At 70.5% G+C, this 16,260-nt stretch carries 16 protein-coding genes; 10 read left to right on the top strand and 6 right to left on the bottom strand.

Features of this window, described 5'->3' with window-relative positions:
- Window positions 1-89: 89 nt before the first annotated feature.
- The 9 genes from CU044_RS32325 to CU044_RS32285 all read left to right on the top strand — a co-directional run bounded on the left by CU044_RS32325 (window position 90) and on the right by CU044_RS32285 (window position 8,906).
- Window positions 90-1,274: an Ig-like domain-containing protein gene (locus tag CU044_RS32325; protein WP_129772309.1), complete on the top strand. Its 1,185-nt coding sequence runs from the start codon at window positions 90-92 to the stop codon at window positions 1,272-1,274.
- Window positions 1,275-1,618: 344 nt separating this feature from the next.
- On the top strand, window positions 1,619-2,791 hold the full coding sequence (locus CU044_RS32320) for an Ig-like domain-containing protein (RefSeq protein ID WP_129772307.1): 1,173 nt from the start codon (window positions 1,619-1,621) through the stop codon (window positions 2,789-2,791).
- Window positions 2,792-2,966: 175 nt separating this feature from the next.
- Entirely contained in the window at window positions 2,967-3,737 is a 771-nt protein-coding gene (locus tag CU044_RS32315) for an enoyl-CoA hydratase-related protein (protein WP_129772294.1), read from the top strand.
- Window positions 3,738-3,989: 252 nt separating this feature from the next.
- A complete protein-coding gene (locus tag CU044_RS32310; protein WP_165372033.1) occupies window positions 3,990-4,514 on the top strand; it encodes an ATP-binding protein in 525 nt (174 codons plus the stop codon).
- A gap of 72 nt (window positions 4,515-4,586) precedes the next feature.
- On the top strand, window positions 4,587-5,417 hold the full coding sequence (locus tag CU044_RS32305) for a polysaccharide deacetylase family protein (protein ID WP_129772292.1): 831 nt from the start codon (window positions 4,587-4,589) through the stop codon (window positions 5,415-5,417).
- The gene (locus CU044_RS32300) at window positions 5,417-6,655 is read left to right on the top strand and encodes a YncE family protein (RefSeq protein ID WP_129772291.1); all 1,239 of its coding nucleotides are present in this window, start codon (window positions 5,417-5,419) and stop codon (window positions 6,653-6,655) included. The genes CU044_RS32305 and CU044_RS32300 overlap by 1 nt, the downstream gene beginning before the upstream one ends.
- 171 nt (window positions 6,656-6,826) lie before the next feature.
- Complete coding sequence (locus tag CU044_RS32295; RefSeq protein ID WP_165372032.1) at window positions 6,827-7,477, top strand: ADP-ribosyltransferase; 651 nt, start codon at window positions 6,827-6,829, stop codon at window positions 7,475-7,477.
- Window positions 7,478-7,646: 169 nt separating this feature from the next.
- Window positions 7,647-7,859 (top strand): EF-hand domain-containing protein, encoded by a 213-nt coding sequence (locus CU044_RS32290; RefSeq protein ID WP_129772289.1) that lies wholly within the window; start codon window positions 7,647-7,649, stop codon window positions 7,857-7,859.
- A gap of 105 nt (window positions 7,860-7,964) precedes the next feature.
- Window positions 7,965-8,906, top strand: a complete 942-nt coding sequence (locus CU044_RS32285; RefSeq protein ID WP_240045980.1) for a CopD family protein — start codon at window positions 7,965-7,967, stop codon at window positions 8,904-8,906.
- 79 nt (window positions 8,907-8,985) lie between these two features.
- On the opposite strand, the gene CU044_RS32280 is transcribed toward CU044_RS32285, so the two are convergent.
- Window positions 8,986-9,894: an NmrA family NAD(P)-binding protein gene (locus CU044_RS32280; protein WP_129772287.1), complete on the bottom strand. Its 909-nt coding sequence runs from the start codon at window positions 9,892-9,894 to the stop codon at window positions 8,986-8,988.
- A 124-nt stretch (window positions 9,895-10,018) separates the two neighbouring features.
- Window positions 10,019-10,939, bottom strand: coding sequence for a haloalkane dehalogenase (locus CU044_RS32275; protein WP_129772286.1), 921 nt, complete (start codon window positions 10,937-10,939; stop codon window positions 10,019-10,021).
- A gap of 185 nt (window positions 10,940-11,124) precedes the next feature.
- On the opposite strand from CU044_RS32275, the gene CU044_RS32270 reads away from it, so the two are divergent.
- Window positions 11,125-11,667: a helix-turn-helix domain-containing protein gene (locus CU044_RS32270; RefSeq protein WP_129772285.1), complete on the top strand. Its 543-nt coding sequence runs from the start codon at window positions 11,125-11,127 to the stop codon at window positions 11,665-11,667.
- 53 nt (window positions 11,668-11,720) lie between these two features.
- On the opposite strand, the gene CU044_RS32265 is transcribed toward CU044_RS32270, so the two are convergent.
- The 4 genes from CU044_RS32265 to gcvT all read right to left on the bottom strand — a co-directional run bounded on the left by CU044_RS32265 (window position 11,721) and on the right by gcvT (window position 16,183).
- Window positions 11,721-13,103 (bottom strand): L-serine ammonia-lyase, encoded by a 1,383-nt coding sequence (locus tag CU044_RS32265; RefSeq protein WP_129772284.1) that lies wholly within the window; start codon window positions 13,101-13,103, stop codon window positions 11,721-11,723.
- A gap of 159 nt (window positions 13,104-13,262) precedes the next feature.
- Entirely contained in the window at window positions 13,263-14,531 is a 1,269-nt protein-coding gene (glyA, locus tag CU044_RS32260; protein ID WP_129772283.1) for a serine hydroxymethyltransferase, read from the bottom strand.
- Between the two features lie 16 nt (window positions 14,532-14,547).
- On the bottom strand, window positions 14,548-14,925 hold the full coding sequence (gcvH, locus tag CU044_RS32255; protein ID WP_129772282.1) for a glycine cleavage system protein GcvH: 378 nt from the start codon (window positions 14,923-14,925) through the stop codon (window positions 14,548-14,550).
- Window positions 14,926-15,013: 88 nt separating this feature from the next.
- Complete coding sequence (gene gcvT / locus CU044_RS32250; protein ID WP_129772281.1) at window positions 15,014-16,183, bottom strand: glycine cleavage system aminomethyltransferase GcvT; 1,170 nt, start codon at window positions 16,181-16,183, stop codon at window positions 15,014-15,016.
- Window positions 16,184-16,260 lie beyond the last annotated feature (77 nt).

Here is a 16,260-nt window from a genome sequence, read left to right as displayed (position 1 = left end):
TTGGGCGGGACGTGAGACACGTACTGAAGCGGACAGAGCCCAAGCGGGCAGGGACCGGCGCGGCCGCCGTCCTGACATGGGCAGGACTGATGACCGGCCTGCTGGCCGGCCTGGCGGGATGCGCGGGCGCCGAATCGTTCACGGAAGGCAAGTCGCGCGCTCCCGGGGACACGATCCGGATCACCCCCGAGGACGGTACGAAGGGCATCGGCCGTTCCGATCCGATCGCGGTGCGGGTGCCGGACGGCCGGCTGGAGCGCGTCAAGGTCGTACAGGTGGAGGACGCGCAACCCACCGAGCTCCGCGGACGGATCTCCGCGGACGGCCGCTCCTGGACGCCGGAGAGCGGCGCGCGGGTCGCGCTGGCAGCCAAGTACAGCGTCGACGCGGTGGCCGTGGACGGCGCGGGCCGCCGCTCGGCACGCCACACCACCTTCACGACGGCGGTCCCCACCGACCGGTTCATCGGCTACTTCTCCCCGGAGAACCGCGCCACCGTCGGCACCGGCATGATCATCTCCTTCCACTTCAACCGCACGATCCAGAACCGGGCGGCCGTCGAACGCGCCATCACCGTGACGGCGGACCCGCCGGTGGACATCGCCGGGCACTGGTTCGGCCACGACCGTCTCGACTTCCGGCCCCGCGAGTACTGGGAGCCGGGCACGGAAGTGACGGTCGGTCTGGCCCTGCGCGACGTCCAGGCGGCACCGGGCGTGTTCGGCATCCAGGAGAAGACCGTCGGCTTCACCGTCGGCCGCTCCCAGGTCTCGCTGGTCGACGCCGAGGAGCACACCATGGAGGTACGGCGCGACGGGGAGCTGGTCTCGACCGTGCCGATCACCGCCGGCGCGGCCAAGACCACCACGTACAACGGCAAGATGGTGGTCACCGAGTTGTACGACGTCACGCGCATGAACGGCAGGACGGTCGGCTTCGGCGGTGAGTACGACATCAAGGACGTGCCGCACGCGGTACGGCTCACCACGTCCGGGACGTTTCTGCACGGCAACTACTGGGCGCCCGCGACCACGTTCGGCTCCCAGAACGTCAGCCATGGCTGTGTCGGACTGCGGGACGTGAAGGGCGGCGGCCCCGACACCCCGGCGGGCTGGTTCTTCGACCGGACCCTGATCGGCGATGTCATCGAGGTGGTCAACTCCCACGACCGTACGGTCGCACCCGACAACGGTCTGGGCGGCTGGAACCTGGACTGGAAGCGCTGGAAGGCGGGTTCGGCCCTCCCCGCACCCTCGGCCTCCCCCGCCGACTGACGCCCCACCGGCCACCCGCCAGGGCTCCCGCGGAGCCCCTCGGCACGCGGCCGTCCCCTCGTACGGCCCGTATGACCTGCACCGTCCCGGCCTGTTGGGACCGAATGGTGACAGACGCGAGATCACCGTAAGGCTTCCGGTGTGATTATCTGTCGCGAGCGCGTGCACTCGACGCGCGGGAGTGCGGGCCGTGGCGGGGCCAGGCCGTGCGAGGGGAGACGACCATAGTGAATGGGCTGCCGATATCGGGGACATCGGCCGGGTCGGGCCGGGCGCCGCGGGGCGAGGGACCGGAACGGCGCACGGGACGACGGGGACACGGGGGAACGGGGCCATTGGCCCTGATGCTCGGGGGGCTGCTCCTGGTGGTCACGGCGTGCGGCGGAGGCGGTGGTTCCGGCACGGGTGACAGTGGCAAGAACGGCGAGGGCGCGGGGAAGGTGGAGAACGCGGCCTCGGCGGCCGTCGTGACGATCGCCCCGGAGGACGGGGCGAAGGCGGTCGCGACCACGGGCGCCCTCAAGGTCTCGGCCGGCAAGGGCAAACTGACCACGGTCACCGTCCAGGACGACAAGGGCAAGCCGGTCGAGGGCAAGCTGGCCGCGGACGGCGCGAGCTGGGAGCCGCTCCAGCATCTCGCCGGCGCCACCAAGTACAAGGTGCACGCGATCGCCAAGGACGCCGACGGCCGCGAGTCCGCCAAGGACACCACCTTCACCACGCTCGTACCGAAGAACACCTTCATCGGCCACTACACGCCCGAGGACCGTTCCACGGTCGGTGTCGGAATGCCGGTCTCGATCAACTTCACCCGGGGCATCACCGAGCCCGAGGCGGTGGAGCAGGCGATCACGGTCACGGCGGAGCCGTCCGTACCGATCGAGGGCCACTGGTTCGGCAACGACCGCCTCGACTTCCGCCCCGAGAAGTACTGGGCGGCGGGCACGAAGGTGACCGTGAAGCTCAACCTGGACGGCGTAGAGGGCCGGCCGGGCGTGTACGGCGAGCAGGCCAAGTCCTTCACGTTCACGATCGGCCGCAGCCAGGTCTCCACCGTGGACGCGAGCGCCAAGACGATGAAGGTCGTACGGGACGGCAAGCAGATCAAGAACATCCCGATCACCGCGGGCGCCCCGTCGACCACCACGTACAACGGTCAGATGGTCATCAGCGAGAAGTACGAGGTGACCAGGATGAACGGCGCGACGGTGGGCTTCGGCGGCGAGTACGACATCAAGGACGTGCCGCACGCGATGCGGCTGTCCACCTCGGGCACCTTCGTCCACGGCAACTACTGGGCGTCCGCGGGCACGTTCGGCTCCGCGAACGTCAGCCATGGCTGTGTGGGGCTGCGGGACATCCGCGGCGGCGGGAACAACGGCACTCCGTCGGCGTGGTTCTACAACTCCTCGCTCATCGGTGACGTGGTGATCGTGAAGAACTCGAAGGACAAGCAGATCGCCCCGGACAACGGCCTGAACGGCTGGAACATGTCCTGGTCGGAGTGGACGAAGTAGGACCTCCGTCGAGGCCCTCGCAGGAGACACGGGCCCGGTGCGCCGCGACTGGGCGCACCGGGCCCGTCCGCGTCCCCACCGCCGGTACTCCGTGCCCGTACGCGTACGCGTACGCGTACCGGTACCGGAACCCGTGCCGGTGTCGCCGTCGGTTAGCGCCGGTTAACCTGCCCGTATGGCATTCGTGAACCTTGAGGTCTCCGGCGGCGTCGGCACGATCCGGCTCGACCGCCCCCCGATGAACGCACTCGACTCCTCCATCCAGGACCGGCTGCGCGAGCTGGCCGACGAAGCGGGCCGGCGCGACGACGTACGGTCCGTGATCCTGTACGGCGGCGAGAAGGTCTTCGCGGCCGGCGCCGACATCAAGGAGATGCGGGGGTGGGACCACGCGGCGATGGTCGCGCGCTCCCGGGCGCTCCAGGAGTCGTTCACCGCCGTCGCCCGTATCCCCAAGCCCGTCGTCGCGGCGGTCACCGGCTACGCGCTGGGCGGCGGCTGCGAACTGGCCCTCTGCGCCGACTTCCGGATCGCCGGGGCCAACGCCAAGCTCGGCCAGCCGGAGATCCTGCTCGGCCTGATCCCCGGCGCCGGCGGTACGCAGCGGCTCGCGCGGCTGATCGGTCCTTCCCGGGCCAAGGACCTCATCTTCACGGGCCGTCAGGTGAAGGCCGACGAGGCGCTGACGCTCGGCCTGGTCGACCGCGTGGTCCCGCCGGAAGAGGTGTACGAGCAGGCGCACGCCTGGGCCGCGAAGCTCGCCCAGGGACCCGCGCTCGCGCTGCGGGCCGCCAAGGAGTCGGTCGACGCGGGTCTGGAGACGGATCTGGAGACCGGTCTGACGATCGAACGCAACTGGTTCGCGGGCCTGTTCGCCACGGAGGACCGCGAGCGCGGCATGCGGTCGTTCGTGGAGGACGGCCCCGGGAAGGCCAAGTTCCTCTGAAAGCGGCCCTGTTGGCGGAGGGAACAGGGCGGCGTCAACCCGGCGCCCGGCTTAGCTCAACCTTAAGAGAACCTTAAGATATTTGCCGTGATCGCTCTTGGTGATCACCCGGTAGCGGGTCGTCATCGCAGGTCAGAGTGGTTGTGCAAGCCCAAGTTCTGCCCTTGGCATATGCCGTGCGCGCCCCCTGGAATGACTCATTCCGGGGGGTCGATTCACCCGGAACGGCCCCCGGGAGGGTTCTGGGCGGCCATGATGGGGGACATGGCGGGCCTGGAGGGTGTGGAGCAACCGCGGCAGCGCGGCGACGCGGCCGCAGCGCGGTGGATACCGTCCGTCGACGACGAACAGGCGCACAAGGCGCTGGAATTGTTCGGCAATCCGACGGAGGCGGAAGTCCGTCTGCCCTCCCGCCCGGAATCCGCCCTCGCCGCCCGCCGTATCACCCACTGCGTGGTGCTGGAACAGTGGGCGCTCTCGCCGCAGACCGCCGAGTACGCCGTCCTGCTCGTCTCGGAACTCGTCGGCAACGCCGTACGGCACACCGGCGCCCGGGTCTTCGGGTTACGGATGCTGCGCCGTCGCGGCTGGATCAGGATCGAGGTGCGGGACCCCTCGCGCGGACTGCCCTGTCTGATGCCGGTGCAGGAGATGGACACCAGCGGGCGCGGCCTCTTCCTGGTGGACCGGCTCTCCGACCGGTGGGGGGTGGATCTGCTGCCGCGCGGCAAGAACACCTGGTTCGAGATGCGGGTCTCCGACCGCCAGCTGCCCTGAAGGTGACGACCCGTAAGGTCGCTTAACCGGTCAATCGTCACCTTTCACCCTCCTTCCCCCTTAAATGGGGGCGTGATTCCGATCGACCGGCGCAGTGCACTGCGCGCAGGAGCCGGTGCGGCCGTGGCGGGCGCCCTCGCCACCGGCTGTACGGACAGCGCCCCCGCCACACCCACCGGTTCCGTGTCCGGTCCGCCGCGCGGATCCGCCGCCGGATCGGCGGCCGGAACGTCCGCGGGACCCAGCCCGGGGAACGGCCGGCCCGCCGTCCGTACGGCACCCGCGCCGCGCCGGTTCCCCGGGCAGCCCGCCGAGATCGCGCACGGCCCACGCGACCGCGCACAGGTCGCCCTCACCTTCCACGGGCAGGGCGACCCCGCCACCGCCACCGCGGTGCTGGCGGAGGCGGAACGCGCCGGAGCCCGGATCACCGTCCTCGCCGTGGGCGGCTGGCTCGACGAACACCCGGCCCTCGCCCGCCGGATCCTGGACGGCGGCCACGATCTCGGTAACCACACGCTGCGCCATATCGACATCTCCGAACTGGACGAGGCCGCGGCGTACGCGGAGATCACCGGCTGCGCCCAGCGGCTGCGCAAGCTCACCGGCTCGATCGGCAGCTGGTTCCGCCCCTCCCGCACGCAGTACGCCACCCCGCTCGTCCAGCGGCTGGCGCGGAAGGCGGGCTACCCGCACGTCCTCTCGTACGACGTCGACTCGCTCGACTTCACCTCGCCCGGCGCCGCGGCCGTCACCCGCACCGTCACCGGACAGATCCGCAACGGCTCCGTGGTGAGCCTGCACTTCGGCTACGCGGACACCGTCGCCGCGCTGCCCGCCCTCCTCGACGCACTGGAACGCCGCGGCCTGCGCGCGGTGACGACCACGGAGCTGCTGACCTGATGCTTCCCCTCACTCCACGGACCACCGAGCGGCCCGCCCCCACCACCTCGCGGACCGCCGACCGGATCGCCAGGCGCACCGCCGCCCTGCTGGGAACCGCCGCCCTCGCCCTGCTCGCGAGCTGCGCGAGCCAGGACACCGAGCGGCCCGCGCCGAAGGCGACCAAGGCCGCCGCCCGGCCCGTCGTACCGGAGCGGAGCGTGCCGGCCGGACTGCCGGGCATGCCACCCGTACTCGACCCCAAGGACATCTACGCCGCCGACCGGCCGGGCATGCTCTCGCCCATCGTGAAGGGCTTCCTGTCCCGGGTGTATGTGCCCAACACCCACTCCGACACGGTCTCGGTGATCGACCCCGCCACCTACAAGGTCATCGAGACCATCGACGTCGGCAGACAGCCACAGCATGTCGTGCCCTCCTGGGATCTCAAGACCCTCTGGGTCAACAACAACCGCGGCCATACGCTCACCCCCATCGACCCCGCCACCGGCAAGGCGGGCGAGCCGGTCGACGTACACGATCCGTACAACCTCTACTTCACGCCCAACGGCAAGTACGCGATCGTCATGGCCTCGCTCGACCGTCAGCTGGTCTTCCGCGATCCGCACACCATGAAGGTGAAGAAGACCGAGCCGGTCACCTGCGCGGGCGTCAACCACGCCGACTTCTCGGCGGACGGCCGGTACTTCATCGTGTCGTGCGAGTTCTCCGGTGAACTGCTCAAGGTCGACACGGAGCAGATGAAGGTCGTCTCCCAGCAGAAGCTGCCCTTCCAGGGCGCCATGCCGCAGGACGTGAAGATCTCGCCGGACGGCAGGACGTTCTACATCGCCGACATGATGGCCCACGGCGTGTGGGTGCTGAACGGGGAGAAGTTCACCACCCCGAAGCTGCTGCCGACGGGCGAGGGATGCCACGGCCTGTACGTCAGCCGGGATTCGAAGGAGATGTACATCTCCAACCGCGGTGAGGGCACCATCTCCGTCTTCGACTTCGCCAAGAACAAGCTGGCGAAGAAGTGGCATCTGCCGGACGGCGGCAGCCCCGACATGGGCGGGGTCTCGTCGGACGGCAAGGTCCTGTGGCTGGCGGGGCGTTACGACTCCGAGGTGTACGCGATCGACACGCGCAGCGGCAAGGAGATCGCCCGGATCCCGGTCGGCGGCGGTCCGCACGGACTCGCGGTCTATCCGCAGCCCGGCCGCTACTCGCTCGGGCACACGGGGGTCTTCCGCTGACACCGGCCGGGCACGGAGGTGGCGGAACCGACGCGGAGCTGGTGTCGGGCCGACGTCAACTCGTCGTGGTGCGGGCAGGGTTGTCATGGTGCGGGCACGGTTACGGACGACACGCCCCCGGAGGGGTGACGGTCCACGGCCCGCCGTCGTACAGCGTGGAGGGTGCACCCCATGATCACCTCTCGCTCGCGGCGGCGGGCCGCCGCCGTCGCCCTGTCCGTCACCGCCGTCCTGATTCCGGCCTCCGCCACCGAGGCCGCGTCCACGCGGTCCCCGGCCGGGTCCGCCCCGGTCACGTCCGCCCCCGCGCACGCCGCCTCCTTCAAGGCCGCCGAAACCTGCCCCCGCGTCGAGGACCCGATGTTCGCGGCGGCGGACCACACGGTCGAGGTGAACCGGATCACCCCGACGCCCGCCTGGCGCACCGACTGCCGGCAGCTCTACCGCGCCGACAGCCGGAAGCCGGAGGTCGTCTTCGAGCAGGGCTTCCAGCCCAAGGCGCCGCTGGACGGGCAGTACGACGTGGAGAGGTACGTCCTGGTCAACCAGCCCTCGCCCTATGTCTCCACCAGCTATGACCACGACCTGTACAAGCAGTGGTACAAGAGCGGATTCAACTACTACATCGACGCCCCCGGCGGCATCGACGTCAACAAGACGATCGGTGACACGCACAAGTGGGCCGACCAGGTGGAGGTCGCCTTCCCCGGCGGGATCTCCCGGGAGCGGATCGTCGGCGTCTGCCCGGTCGACAAGGTGAAGAAGACCGAGATCATGTCGGAGTGCCTGGACAATCCGCACTACCAGCCGTGGCGCGGCTGACGGACGTACTCGTTTCCGCCGCCGGGACCGAACGCCCGCACACCGCGGGCGTTCGGTCCCGGCGGCGTTACCCCGGTGGTGTTCCCCTACCGCCCTGGGCTGCCGCCGTTCGGGTGAACGTGTACGGATAATCTGACCCCGTCAGCAGGCATCACGAAGGGGCGGAACAGTGGCGGACATTGACGAGGCGCGCAAGGCGTTCGAGCGGTTCGACGCGAACGGCGACGGACTCATCACGGCGGCGGAGTACAAGAGCGTGATGGCGCAGCTCGGCGACTTCCATGTGACCGAGACGGTCGCGCAGGCCGTGATCAACGCGCACGACGGCAACGGGGACGGGCTGTTGACGTTCGACGAGTTCCTGGCCTCGCGCAAGGGCTGATCCGGGGGCGGTGGTGCGGGCCGGAGCGCCCGGGACGGCCCGGACCATCAGCCGCTCGCCCCGCTCGCGTTGCCGGAAGACGCGCCGGGCAGAGAAGATCAAACGGTGATATATCCGGGTCCGTCCGCCGAGGAAGCCACCGGCTCGGCCGGCCGCAGGGCCGCCCTGATAGCCGGTGGTGTCCTGTTCGCCGTGCTGCTCGTACCGCTCGGTCCGGCCATAGCCTCGCGCGGGACCGGTGAGCTGCGCATACCCGGCGCGGGAGGCATCACCGCGCTGCGGTTCGCCGTCTTCGCCGGGCTCGCGCTGCACCTCGGCGAGCTGGCCGGAGCCAGGCTCGCCCGTACCGGCCCCGCGCCCCGCGGCTGGGCCCTCGCCGCCGCGCTGACCGGGGCGGCCGCCTCGGCGGGGCAGATCATCCTGCTCGCGTCCGTGAGCGGCCTCGACATCACCACCGTGTACGGCACCGTCGAGGGCCGTCTGCTGCTCTTCATGGCCAACGGCTTTCTGCTGGCGGCCGGTTGTGTCGCCGTGAACCGACCCCTGGCGGCCCTCGCGCCGCTGGCCGTGGTCGTCGGCGCGGAGGCCCTGCGGGCGCATCCGGAGCCGTACACCCCGATGCTGGGCACCGCCCTCACCACCGTCCATCTGACCGCGGCCTCGCTGTGGACCGGTGGACTGCTGTACGTACTGCGCACGATGTGGCTGCGCCGGGAGGACCCGGCGGCGGCCCGCCAGGTGCTCGCCCGTTACGCCCGGCTCGCCGGCTGGCTCTTCGCCGCGCTCGCCGCCACCGGAACGCTCTCCACCCTGCGCAGGCTCCCCGCCGACGTCGTGTTCAGCACGGCGTACGGCCGTGTGCTGATCGCCAAACTGCTGCTGGTCGCGGTCGTGAGCGGCCTCGCCCTGACCGCCAGGAACCGGCTGCGCCGCGGCGCGGACGCCGGGCCCCCGGCGCGGGCGGAGCTGGCCGTACTGGCGGCGATCGTCCTGCTGTCGGCGATCCTGACGGTGGTCCCCGACCCGCACTGGCTCAGCACCCGGTGACGGGTCACATGACGGTCTCCGGGGGCTGTCCGGCCTGCCCGTCCCATCAGTACGGGGCCTGACCCCGCCCGCGACCGCGTCAGGGGGCGGGGGCGAAGTTGGGGCCGCTGGTGTCGAAGTCGGACGTGTGCGCGAGGACGAACTGCTCGACGGACAGCGGCGCGTGCCCACCGATCCGCTCGACGTTGTCGTTCGTGCCGGCGAACACACCGTTCCGGTAGTCCACGGCGACGTTGCTCAAGTGCTGGACGAGGTGTGCGGGCAGCCCGCGCCGCGTCATGGCCGAGGCGAACTCCTCGACACCGATCGGCTCGTAGCGCACCGGGATGCCGAGCGTCGTGGAGATGATCCGGGCGATCTCGTGGTGGTTCAGTTCGACCGGGCCGTGCAGGGTGTAGAGCGCCCGGTCGTGCGGCTCGGGGGCGACCAGCAGGGCGGCGATCACCCGGGACTGGTCGGCCGCGGTGACCGGGGCGTGGCGGCCGTCGCCGAACGGCAGCCGCAGGTGGCCCTCGCCGTCCCGCTTCTCCCACCACATCGTGAGCCACTCGGCGAAGAAGGTCGGCCGGATGTGTACGGTCAGCAGGTCGGTCCGGTCCAGCAGGCGCTCGCACACCCAGTGCTGCCGGGCGGCGTCGCTGCCGGCGTCGCGGCGGGCGGAGATCTGCGACATGTTGACCACGGAGCGGACACCCGCCTCGGTCGCCGCCTGGGCGAAGTAGGCGGTCGCCTCGATCAGGCCGGGGAGGATCGGGTGGCACAGGTACGCGCCGGTGACGCCCCGCATGGCCGCGGCCATCCCGTCGAGGTCGTGCAGGTCCGCCAGGGCGATCTCGGCTCCGGCCTCGGCCAGTGCGCGGGAGCGCTCGTCCTCACGGTGCACCAGGGCGCGGACGCGGTGACCGCGCTCCAGCAGCAGATCGACGGTCCCGGCCCCGGTTCTGCCGGTCGCGCCGGTGATCAGGAAAAGCCTGTCGTCGGTGGTCATCCGCACACCTTCCGTAGATCTCCGCGTGCTGTCGGAGGGGGACCGGAGGGAGGTACGGCGCCTTGCCGGGCCGCCGTGCGCGCACCAGGTCGCCGTGCGCACGGCGAAGGGGCCGGGGCCCCGGTCATCCGTGCGCTCCGGTGTCACGCACGCCCGGGACGGAGGTGCCGCGGATGCCCCGGACGAAATCCGCCAGCGCGGCACCGACCAGATCCGGACTGTCCTCCTGGACGAAGTGCGCGCCCGGCACCGTCACTTCGGTCTGGTGGGGCCAGGTGCGGCAGAACGCGCGCGGGCTCCGGATCAGGATCGCGCCCGGGTCCGCGTCGACGAACAGCTTGGGCACCGCGGATGTGCTGAGCCAGCGGCCGTAGTCGTCGACGATCCGCACCACCCCGGCGGGTTCGCCGTCGATCGGCAGCTGGCGCGGCCAGCTGAGCGTGGGACGGCGGCTCTCGCCCGGTTCGAGGTAGGGAGCCAGGTAGACCGCCCTCTCCTCCTCGCTCAGATCCCGCAGGATCCCCGTCGGCAGCACCTGCTCGACGAACATGTTCTCGGTGAGGACCATCGACTCGCCGGCCGGAGAACGCAAACCCTGAAAGGTCCGCCGAGGACCGTCGCGCCAGTCGTCCCAGCTCATCGGAGCCACGATCGCCTCCATATAGGCGATTCCGGCGACCCGGTCCTGGTGCTGGTACGCCCAGTCGAAACCGAGCGCGGAGCCCCAGTCGTGCAGGACGAACACGACGTCGTCACCGAGGCCCAGGTGTTCCCACAGCGCGAACAGGTACTCGCGGTGCTCCAGGTAGGAGTAGCGGTCCGGGCCGGACGGTGCCAGCCGGCCGGAGTCGCCCATCCCGACGAGATCGCAGGCGATCAGCCGGCCCAGGCCCTCCAGATGGGGCATCACGTTGCGCCACAGATAGGACGAGGTCGGATTGCCGTGCTGGAAGACGATCGGATCGCCTTCACCCTCGTCGAGGTAGGCCATCCGCACGCCGTTGATCTCGGCGAACTTCTTCTCCGCGTAGGGCCTGCCGTTCATCGTCCTCTCCCGCCGGTCGAGGCCACCGCCGGCGGCCGGCACCGGTCCGGCCGGTCCGGTCGCTCGGGTCGTTTCACCATCCCGCCCCTTCTCCGTGCCGCCGCTGACGGCTCAGGCAGTTCGGTCAGTGAACCGTGCTAACGTAACACGGGTCAGTTCAGTGAGCGAACTATCGAGGCAGACGTATGACCCTTCCCAGCACCTACGCGGACCGCAACTGCTCGCTGGCACGCGCGCTGGAGGTCGTCGGAGAGCGGTGGACCCTGCTCATCGTCCGTAACGCGTTCTTCGGGGTCCGCCGGTTCGGTGACCTGGCCGGCCAGCTCGGGATCCCGCGCGCCGTCCTGGCCAACCGGCTGAAGCTCCTGGTACGGGAGGGTGTGCTCACCCGGGACGACGACGGGGCCAGCGGCGTCGAGTACCGGCTGACCGACAAGGGCATAGCGCTCTGGCCCATCGTGCGCGCCATGATGGCCTGGGGCGACGCCCACTACTCGCCGGACGGGGCGAAGCGCGACCTGCGCCATGACCGGGACGGCGGTCTGCTCGACCCCGAGGGGCGCTGCGAGGAATGCGGTTCGGCCCCGCCGGTCCCGGAGATCCGGATCGAGCCGGGCCCCGGGTTCGACGCGGCGCACTCCGGTCCCGATCCCGTATCCGCCATGCTCAGCGCGCCGCGACGGCTTCTCGAACCGCTCGCGGCCTCGCGTACGCGCCAGACCGGCTGAATCGGCCGGCGATACCGGCGCCGGTCGTCAGCCGCGACCGGCGGCCGCCTCTGTCAGCACTCGATGATGTTGACGGCGAGCCCGCCGCGCGCCGTCTCCTTGTACTTGACGGACATGTCCGCGCCCGTCTCCTTCATGGTCTTGATGACCTTGTCCAGGGAGACCTTGTGGCTGCCGTCGCCGCGCAGCGCCATCTTCGCCGCCGTGACCGCCTTCACCGCGGCCATGCCGTTCCGTTCGATGCACGGGATCTGGACCAGGCCGCCGACCGGGTCGCAGGTCAGGCCGAGGTTGTGTTCCATGCCGATCTCGGCCGCGTTCTCGACCTGTTCGGCGCTGCCGCCCAGGACCTCCGCGAGGGCGCCCGCGGCCATGGAGCAGGCCGAGCCGACCTCGCCCTGGCAGCCGACCTCGGCGCCGGAGATGGAGGCGTTCTCCTTGAAGAGCATGCCGATGGCGCCGGCGGCGAGCAGGAAGCGGACGACGTTCTCGTCCTTCTCCTCCGCCGTGGCGCCGCCGGCCGCGAAGTTCATGTAGTAGTGCAGTACGGCCGGGATGATGCCCGCGGCGCCGTTGGTGGGGGCGGTGACGACGCGTCCGCCCGCGGCGTTCTCCTCGTTCACGGCCATCGCGTAGAGCGTGATCCACTCCATGGCGTGCGTCTGCGGATCGCCCTCGGCGCGCAGCTGGCGCGCCGAATGGGCGGCGCGGCGGCGGACCTTGAGGCCGCCCGGCAGGATGCCCTCGCGGGCCATCCCGCGTGAGACACACGCCTGCATGACCCGCCAGATCTCCAGCAGCCCGGCGCGGATCTCGTCCTCCGTGCGCCAGGCCTTCTCGTTCTCCAGCATCAGCGCGGAGATCGACAGACCGGTCTCGGCCGACAGCCGCAGCAGCTCGTCGCCGGTGCGGAAGGGGTACTTCAGCACGGTGTCGTCGAGCTTGATCCGGTCCTCGCCCACCGCGTCCTCGTCCACGACGAAGCCGCCGCCCACGGAGTAGTACGTCTTCTCCAGGATGACGGCACCGGCGGCGTCGTACGCGAAGAGGGTCATGCCGTTGGCGTGGTACGGCAGGGTCTTGCGGCGGTGCAGGACCAGGTCCTCACCGGCGTCGAAGGCGATCTCGTGCATGCCGAGCACATTGAGCCGGCCGCTGCTGCGGATACGTTCCGCCTGCTCGTCCGCGCTCTCCACGTCGACGGTGCGCGGCGAGTTGCCCTCCAGGCCGAGGAGCACGGCCTTGGGCGTGCCGTGGCCGTGGCCGGTCGCGCCGAGCGAGCCGTACAGCTCCGCACGGATCGAGACCGTGTGGGCGATCAGGCCCTCGTTCTTGAGGCGGCGCGCGAACATCCGCGCCGCGCGCATCGGGCCGACCGTATGGGAGCTGGACGGGCCGATTCCGATCGAGAACAGGTCGAAGACCGAGATGGCCACGGGTGACTCCTTGCTGGTTGGTAGACGCCGTTGTCTGCCGGGGTGGTGCGGAGATGACGGTGACACGCGGGGGAACCTGGTGCGGGGAAACGTGGTGCGGGGCACCGCGCCGCACGGTCCAGTGTGCGCGGTGCCCCGTAACTCAGGCCGTACGGATGGCTACAGGCCCGGGTACAGCGGGTGCTTCTCGGCCAGCGCGGTGACCCGGCCGGCCAGCGCCTCGCGGTCGAAGGAGGGCGTCAGGGCCGCCGCGATGATCTCGGCGACCTCGGTGAAGTCCTCGGTGGTGAAGCCGCGGGTGGCCAGGGCGGGCGTGCCGATCCGCAGGCCCGAGGTGACCATCGGGGGGCGCGGGTCGTTCGGGACGGCGTTCCGGTTGACCGTGATGCCGATCTCGTGGAGCCGGTCCTCGGCCTGCTGGCCGTCCAGCTCCGAGTTCCGCAGATCGACGAGAACGAGGTGTACATCCGTGCCGCCGGAGAGTACGGAGACACCGGCCTCGGTGACGTCCGGCCGGCCCAGCCGCTCGGCGAGGATCCGGGCGCCGTCCAGCGTGCGCTGCTGGCGCTCCTTGAACTCGTCCGTGGCCGCCACCTTGAAGGAGACCGCCTTGCCCGCGATGACATGCTCCAGCGGGCCGCCCTGCTGGCCCGGGAAGACCGCGGAGTTGATCTTCTTCGCCAGTTCCCTGGTGGAGAGGATCACACCGCCGCGCGGGCCGCCGAGGGTCTTGTGCGTGGTGGTCGTGACGACGTGCGCGTGCGGCACCGGGTTGGGGTGCAGGCCCGCGGCGACCAGACCGGCGAAGTGCGCCATGTCGACCATCAGATACGCGCCGACCTCGTCCGCGATCCGGCGGAAGGCCGCGAAGTCCAGCTGGCGGGGGTACGCCGACCAGCCGGCCACGATCAGCTTCGGACGGGACTCCTTGGCCAGCCGCTCGACCTCGGCCATGTCGACCTGGCCGGTCTTGTCGTCGACGTGGTACGCGACGACGTTGTAGAGCTTGCCGGAGAAGTTGATCTTCATCCCGTGGGTGAGGTGCCCGCCGTGGGCGAGGTTCAGACCCATGATCGTGTCGCCGGGGGAGAGCAGCGCGAACATCGCCGCCGCGTTCGCCTGGGCGCCGGAGTGCGGCTGTACGTTGGCGTGCTCGGCGCCGAAGAGCGCCTTCACCCGGTCGATGGCGATCTGCTCGATCACATCGACGTGCTCACAGCCGCCGTAGTAGCGGCGGCCGGGGTAGCCCTCGGCGTACTTGTTGGTCAGTACGGAGCCCTGCGCCTCCATGACCGCGACCGGAGCGAAGTTCTCCGAGGCGATCATTTCGAGCGTGGACTGCTGACGGTGGAGCTCGGCGTCGACGGCGGCGGCGACGTCGGGGTCGAGCTCATGGAGCGAGGCGTTCAGAAGCGACTTCGAAGACATCACGGTCCCTGGGGTCTCAGTTGCCGGAAAACTGTGTGTACTCATCGGCGGTGAGCAGGTCATCGGGCTCCTGCGCGACACGTACCTTGAACAGCCAGCCGCCCTCGAACGGGGCGGAGTTCACCAGCGAGGGATCGTCCACGACGTCCTGGTTCGTCTCGGTGACCTCACCGGTCACCGGGGCGTACAGATCGCTGACCGACTTGGTGGACTCCAGCTCTCCGCAGGTCTCGCCCGCGGTCACCGTGTCACCGACCTCGGGAAGCTGGGCGAACACGACGTCGCCGAGGGCGTTCGCCGCGAACTCCGTGATGCCGACCGTCGACACACCGTCCTCGGCGGCCGTCAGCCACTCGTGCTCCTTGCTGTAGCGCAGCTGCTGGGGGTTGCTCATGACCTGAATTCTCCTGTACGCGAGGGTGTGGTGCGGAACAGCTGTCTTACGGACCGAGACGGTGCCGAAGGGCGTGCTGACGTCGGTATCACTTCTGGCGCTTGTAGAACGGCAGCGCCACGACCTCGTACGGCTCGTGGGAACCGCGGATGTCGACCCCGACGCCCGCCGTGCCGGGCGCGGCGTGCGCGGCGTCGACGTAGGCCATGGCGACCGGCCTGCCCAGGGTCGGGGACGGGGCGCCCGAGGTGACCTCGCCCACGACGGCGCCCCCGGCGACCACCTGGTACCCGGCGCGCGGGACCCGGCGGCCCTCGGCGATCAGGCCGACGAGCTTGCGGGGCGGGGCGGACGCGGCGCGCTCGGCGGCGGCCCGGAGGGCCTCGCGGCCGACGAAGGCGCCGCCGTTCGAGGTCTTCTCGAACTTCACGACCCGGCCGAGGCCGGCGTCGAAGGGGGTCAGGGCGGTGGACAGCTCGTTCCCGTACAGCGGCATACCGGCCTCCAGACGGAGGGTGTCGCGGCAGGACAGCCCGCAGGGCACCAGCCCGACGCCCTCGCCGGCCTCGGTCAGCGCCTGCCACAGCCGCGTGGCGTACCGGGGTTCGACGAACAGCTCGAAGCCGTCCTCGCCGGTGTAGCCCGTACGCGCGATCAGCGCGGGGACACCGGCGACGGTGCCCGGCAGGCCCGCGTAGTACTTGAGGCCGTCGAGATCGGCGTCCGTCAGCGACTTCAGGATGCCCGGGGACTCGGGCCCCTGGACCGCCAGCAGCGCGTACGCGTCGCGGTCGTCGCGTACCGCCGCGTCGAACCCCTCGGCGCGGGCGGTCAGGGCATCCAGCACGGTCTGGGCGTTGGAGGCGTTGGCGACGACCATGAAGGTGTCCTCGCCGAGGCGGTAGACGATCAGGTCGTCCAGGATCCCGCCGTCCTCCCGGCAGATCATGGTGTAGCGGGCGCGGCCCACGGCGACGGCGCCGATGTTGCCGACGAGCGCGTAGTCGAGGAGATCGCCGGCCGCCGGTCCCGAGACGGTGATCTCACCCATGTGGGAGAGATCGAACAGACCGGCGCGGGTGCGGACGGCGTGGTGCTCGTCGCGCTCGCTCGCGTACCGCAGCGGCATGTCCCAGCCCGCGAAGTCGGTCATGGTCGCGCCCAGTGCGCGGTGCGTGGCGTCGAGGGCGGTGAGACGCGGGGCGCCGGGGGCGGAGGTGCCGGGCGTGCTGGTGCTGCTCGGGGGGACATGGCTCATCGGTGTGACTCCCAGGGCATGACGGCGAGGACGATCCTCCCCATCTGTCATCGGAACCTGAGAGGTTCATCACGGCC

This window comes from Streptomyces sp. L-9-10 (assembly GCF_004151105.1).
GTDB lineage: Bacteria > Actinomycetota > Actinomycetes > Streptomycetales > Streptomycetaceae > Streptomyces.
The sequence above is the reverse complement of the archived record's forward strand: the minus strand, read 5'-3'. Positions and strand labels throughout refer to the sequence as shown.

Coding starts and splice junctions, on each gene's coding strand:
- CU044_RS32295 (WP_165372032.1), top strand. CDS start 6,827: ATGATCACCTCTCGCTCGCGGCGGCGGGCCGCCGCCGTCGCCCTGTCC.
- gcvT (WP_129772281.1), bottom strand. CDS start 16,183: ATGAGCCATGTCCCCCCGAGCAGCACCAGCACGCCCGGCACCTCCGCC.
- CU044_RS32310 (WP_165372033.1), top strand. CDS start 3,990: ATGATGGGGGACATGGCGGGCCTGGAGGGTGTGGAGCAACCGCGGCAG.
- CU044_RS32280 (WP_129772287.1), bottom strand. CDS start 9,894: ATGACCACCGACGACAGGCTTTTCCTGATCACCGGCGCGACCGGCAGA.
- glyA (WP_129772283.1), bottom strand. CDS start 14,531: ATGTCTTCGAAGTCGCTTCTGAACGCCTCGCTCCATGAGCTCGACCCC.
- CU044_RS32325 (WP_129772309.1), top strand. CDS start 90: ATGACCGGCCTGCTGGCCGGCCTGGCGGGATGCGCGGGCGCCGAATCG.
- CU044_RS32315 (WP_129772294.1), top strand. CDS start 2,967: ATGGCATTCGTGAACCTTGAGGTCTCCGGCGGCGTCGGCACGATCCGG.
- CU044_RS32270 (WP_129772285.1), top strand. CDS start 11,125: ATGACCCTTCCCAGCACCTACGCGGACCGCAACTGCTCGCTGGCACGC.
- CU044_RS32320 (WP_129772307.1), top strand. CDS start 1,619: ATGCTCGGGGGGCTGCTCCTGGTGGTCACGGCGTGCGGCGGAGGCGGT.
- CU044_RS32275 (WP_129772286.1), bottom strand. CDS start 10,939: ATGAACGGCAGGCCCTACGCGGAGAAGAAGTTCGCCGAGATCAACGGC.
- CU044_RS32300 (WP_129772291.1), top strand. CDS start 5,417: ATGCTTCCCCTCACTCCACGGACCACCGAGCGGCCCGCCCCCACCACC.
- gcvH (WP_129772282.1), bottom strand. CDS start 14,925: ATGAGCAACCCCCAGCAGCTGCGCTACAGCAAGGAGCACGAGTGGCTG.